The sequence below is a fragment of the Phocaeicola sp. genome (assembly GCF_048170425.1).
Taxonomy (GTDB): Bacteria; Bacteroidota; Bacteroidia; order Bacteroidales; family Bacteroidaceae; genus Phocaeicola.
In genome coordinates this window covers 1-4058 of record NZ_DBEXBB010000300.1, presented here as the reverse complement: position 1 = coordinate 4058, position 4058 = coordinate 1, and the positions used below count along the sequence as shown (strand labels likewise).

The 4058-nt window shown below is 48.7% G+C and carries 3 protein-coding genes; all 3 read left to right on the top strand.

The features are described from left to right. Positions 1-86 precede the first annotated feature (86 nt). The 3 genes from panB (at position 87) to ettA (ending at position 3856) form a co-directional block, all read left to right on the top strand. A complete protein-coding gene (gene panB / locus ACMJ0U_RS11620; RefSeq protein ID WP_417130070.1) occupies positions 87-908 on the top strand; it encodes a 3-methyl-2-oxobutanoate hydroxymethyltransferase in 822 nt (273 codons plus the stop codon). A gap of 118 nt (positions 909-1026) precedes the next feature. Further along, a complete protein-coding gene (locus ACMJ0U_RS11615; protein ID WP_417130069.1) occupies positions 1027-2148 on the top strand; it encodes an MFS transporter in 1122 nt (373 codons plus the stop codon). Positions 2149-2167: 19 nt separating this feature from the next. Then, on the top strand, positions 2168-3856 hold the full coding sequence (gene ettA / locus ACMJ0U_RS11610; RefSeq protein ID WP_022053055.1) for an energy-dependent translational throttle protein EttA: 1689 nt from the start codon (positions 2168-2170) through the stop codon (positions 3854-3856). Positions 3857-4058 lie beyond the last annotated feature (202 nt).

Genomic DNA, 4058 nt, shown 5'->3' with positions numbered 1-4058 from the left:
TAAATGATGAACTTGATATAAACGCTTGTCTGATTCAGAAAAATCGGTTACTTTTGCGGAAATTTTACTAAATTCAGAAGAAAACTATGGCAGGATATCTTTCTGGTGATACTCGTAAGGTAACGACTCACCGTTTGATTGAGATGAAACAGAGAGGTGAAAAGATTTCCATGTTGACCTCTTATGATTATACGATGGCGCAGATTGTAGACGGAGCCGGAGTAGATGTGATTCTGGTAGGAGATTCGGCTTCAAACGTCATGGCCGGTAATGTGACTACTCTTCCTATCACGGTGGAGCAGATGATTTATCACGGAAAGTCAGTGATGCGCGGTGTGAAGCGTGCATTGGTGGTGGTAGACATGCCGTTCGGTTCGTATCAGGCCGACCCTTTCGACGGAGTGCGCAATGCCATCCGTATCATGAAGGAGACACATGCCGATGCCTTGAAGTTAGAAGGCGGTGAAGAAGTCATCGATGTGATTCGTCGTATTATCGGTGCCGGAATGCCCGTGATGGGACACCTGGGGCTGATGCCTCAGTCCATCAATAAATATGGAACTTACGGTGTACGTGCCAAGGAAGATGCGGAAGCTGAAAAGCTGATTAAGGATGCGCGTCTGCTGGAAGAAGCCGGATGCTTTGCACTGGTGCTGGAGAAAATTCCGGCAGAACTGGCAGCTCGCGTGGCACAGGAACTGACAATTCCAGTCATCGGAATCGGAGCTGGTGGAGGAGTAGACGGACAGGTGTTGGTAGTGACTGACATGCTGGGAATGACAAAAGGATTCAGTCCGCGCTTCCTTCGTCGTTATGCCGACTTGAATACCGTGATGACCGATGCCATCGGACATTATGTGGCCGACGTGAAAGCTTGCGACTTCCCTAACGAGTCGGAACAATACTAAGATTATAATTTACAAACCGCAGATGCATGGACTGTAAGAGCCGGTGTTTCCGGACGATTTCCGTAGAGGGAGCAGTCTGTGCATTTGTGTTTTTCTATTGGAAATAGAGAGGCAAAGAATGTGGAACAAGAATTTTGATCTTTTACTCATCGCTAATTTTTTTCTGTATACGGCAGTGTACATGTTGTTTCCCGCACTTCACCACTGGATGGTGTCAGAAGGAGGGTATACAGGGGCTCAGGCCGGAGGTACTATAGCTATCTTTGGTGCTTCTCTCTTTCTTTTGGGAGCCTTCAATAATTATCTGGTCGATACTTTCAAGCGTAAGAGTGTGTGTACACGCAGCCTTCTGCTACTGGCGCTTTTGGGATTGCTATATCCATATGCTGGAGAGTGGGGGATGATTTTTCTTTTGCGGGTGCTCCAGGGAGCCTTGTTTGGGGTGGTATTAATGGCAATGGGAAGTACCCTGGTCATCGATGTAACTCCCAGTCAGTACAGAAACAAGGCCAGTGTGGTTTTCACCTGGTCGGGGGTGCTCGGTATGCTGTGCGGCATTCTGTTAGGATACAATTCAGGCTGGTATCTTTCTTTCCAGCAGCAAATTTATCTGTTTGTGGGACTTTGTGCCCTTCCGGTCGTACTGGTTTCGATGGTGGAAGTCTGTTTCCGTGCTCCGTTGGACCTTCCGTTGCTGTCGTTCGACCGTTTTCTGCTTTTCCGTACCTTGTTTCCAGGACTGAGCATGATGGTGGTTCCCTTCATTTTAGGAGCGCTGTTCAGTTCAATTTTCGATACTTTTTTCTACATTTGTATCATAACAGGATTCATTGTTTTCTTGCTGTTGGACCGTGTGGTTCGCAAGCAAGTGAACGGCCGCCTGTTGAATGCCGTCGGACTGGTGTTGATGTGTGTGGCGGTGTGGATGTTGAGCTGTTCCGTAGAGAAAGAGACCCTGATGGGAGCTGGTTTCCTGACCGGATTAGGCATGGGGTTCTCCCTGCTTCAGTTTTTGCGGATGATGATACGTCTTCCTTTGCACTGTGAGCGCGGGACGGGCTATCATACCTACCAGTTGCTCTGGGAGTCGGGCGTAATGCTGGGCGTGCTTTTCGGAAAATATGTAGAAGACATTTCCGGACAACCGTTCCGGACGGCATCGCTCATTCTGCTGGCAGGCCTGTTGATTTATCAGGCAGGTGTACACGGCTATTTCATGAAACGGATGAAGAATAGATAACTTAATTAATATAAAGAATATGGCAGACGACAAGAAAATTATCTTTTCAATGGTAGGAGTGAGCAAATCATTCCAGAACAACAAGCAGGTATTGAAAGACATCTACCTATCCTTTTTTTATGGCGCGAAAATCGGAATCATCGGTTTGAACGGTTCCGGTAAGTCTACTTTGATGAAAATCATTGCCGGAATCGAAAAGAACTACCAGGGTGAAGTGGTATTTTCACCGGGCTATTCTGTAGGTTATCTGGCACAGGAACCTCAGCTTGACGACACAAAGACCGTAAAGGAAGTTGTGATGGAGGGAGTGCAGCAAGTGGTAGACACGCTGGCCGAATACGAAGAAATCAATCAGAAGTTCGGTTTGCCGGAGTATTATGAAGATCCGGAAAAGATGGATGCACTCTTTGCGCGTCAGGCTGAACTACAGGATATTATTGATGCTACCGATGCGTGGAACCTTGACAGCAAACTGGAACGTGCGATGGATGCATTGCGTTGTCCGCCCGAAGACCAGCTGGTGAAGAACCTCTCGGGAGGTGAACGCCGCCGTGTGGCTTTGTGCCGTCTGTTGTTGCAGAAACCGGACATCCTGTTGCTCGACGAGCCGACCAACCACCTGGATGCAGAAAGCATTGACTGGCTGGAACAGCACTTGCAGCAGTACGAAGGAACGGTAATTGCTGTGACGCACGACCGTTACTTCCTGGATCATGTGGCCGGATGGATTCTGGAACTCGACCGTGGCGAAGGTATTCCGTGGAAGGGGAATTATTCCAGCTGGCTGGAGCAGAAGACCAAGCGCATGGAAATGGAAGAAAAAACGGCCAGCAAGCGTCGTAAGACCCTGGAACGTGAGTTGGAATGGGTGCGCATGGCTCCTAAGGCTCGTCAGGCCAAGGGTAAGGCTCGTCTGAATTCGTACGACAAGCTCTTGAACGAGGACGTGAAGGAGAAGGAAGAAAAACTGGAAATCTTTATTCCGAACGGTCCGCGTCTGGGAAACAAGGTTATCGAAGCCAAGCATGTGGCCAAGGCGTATGGCGACAAGCTGCTTTTCGACGATTTGAACTTCATGCTACCGCCTAACGGTATCGTAGGAGTTATCGGTCCGAACGGTGCCGGAAAGACGACGTTGTTCCGCCTGATTATGGGACTGGAAAGTGTGGATAAAGGCGAGTTTGAAGTAGGAGAGACTGTGAAAGTGGCCTATGTAGACCAGCAGCACAAGGACATCGACCCGAACAAGACCGTATATCAGGTAATCAGTGGAGGCAATGACCTGATTCGTATGGGTAACCGCGATGTGAATGCCCGTGCATACCTGAGCCGTTTCAATTTCTCCGGTTCTGATCAGGAAAAACTCTGCGGTATGCTTTCCGGTGGTGAGCGTAACCGTCTGCACCTGGCTATGGCACTGAAGGAAGAAGGTAACGTGCTGTTGCTCGACGAGCCGACCAACGACATCGACGTAAATACACTCCGTGCGTTGGAAGAAGGTCTGGAAGACTTTGCCGGATGTGCCGTAGTCATCAGCCACGACCGTTGGTTCCTCGACCGTATCTGTACTCATATCTTAGCTTTTGAAGGAGACAGTCAGGTGTTCTACTTCGAGGGTTCTTATACGGAATACGAAGAAAACAAGATGAAGCGTATGGGTAACGTAGAACCGAAACGTGTGCGCTATCGCAAGTTGATGGAAGACTGATTTTCAGTAGATTATACATGATGAAAAAACGCTTCGACGTTTCCGGGAAAACGTCGAAGCGTTTTTGTGTATGCTCGGCATGAGTATTAGCTAATGGGTGCAAGTCCCCAATGAGCCCTAATAGCGGGAATCATACAGCCAATAGCAAGGGTGTCCATCGCGAGGTGGAATCTGAAAGAAGCTGGCGGCAAATATCTGGTCT

Excerpts from the sequence above, each read along its gene's own strand:
- ACMJ0U_RS11615 (WP_417130069.1), top strand. The coding sequence starts at position 1,027 with ATGTGGAACAAGAATTTTGATCTTTTACTCATCGCTAATTTTTTTCTG.
- ettA (WP_022053055.1), top strand. The coding sequence starts at position 2,168 with ATGGCAGACGACAAGAAAATTATCTTTTCAATGGTAGGAGTGAGCAAA.
- panB (WP_417130070.1), top strand. The coding sequence starts at position 87 with ATGGCAGGATATCTTTCTGGTGATACTCGTAAGGTAACGACTCACCGT.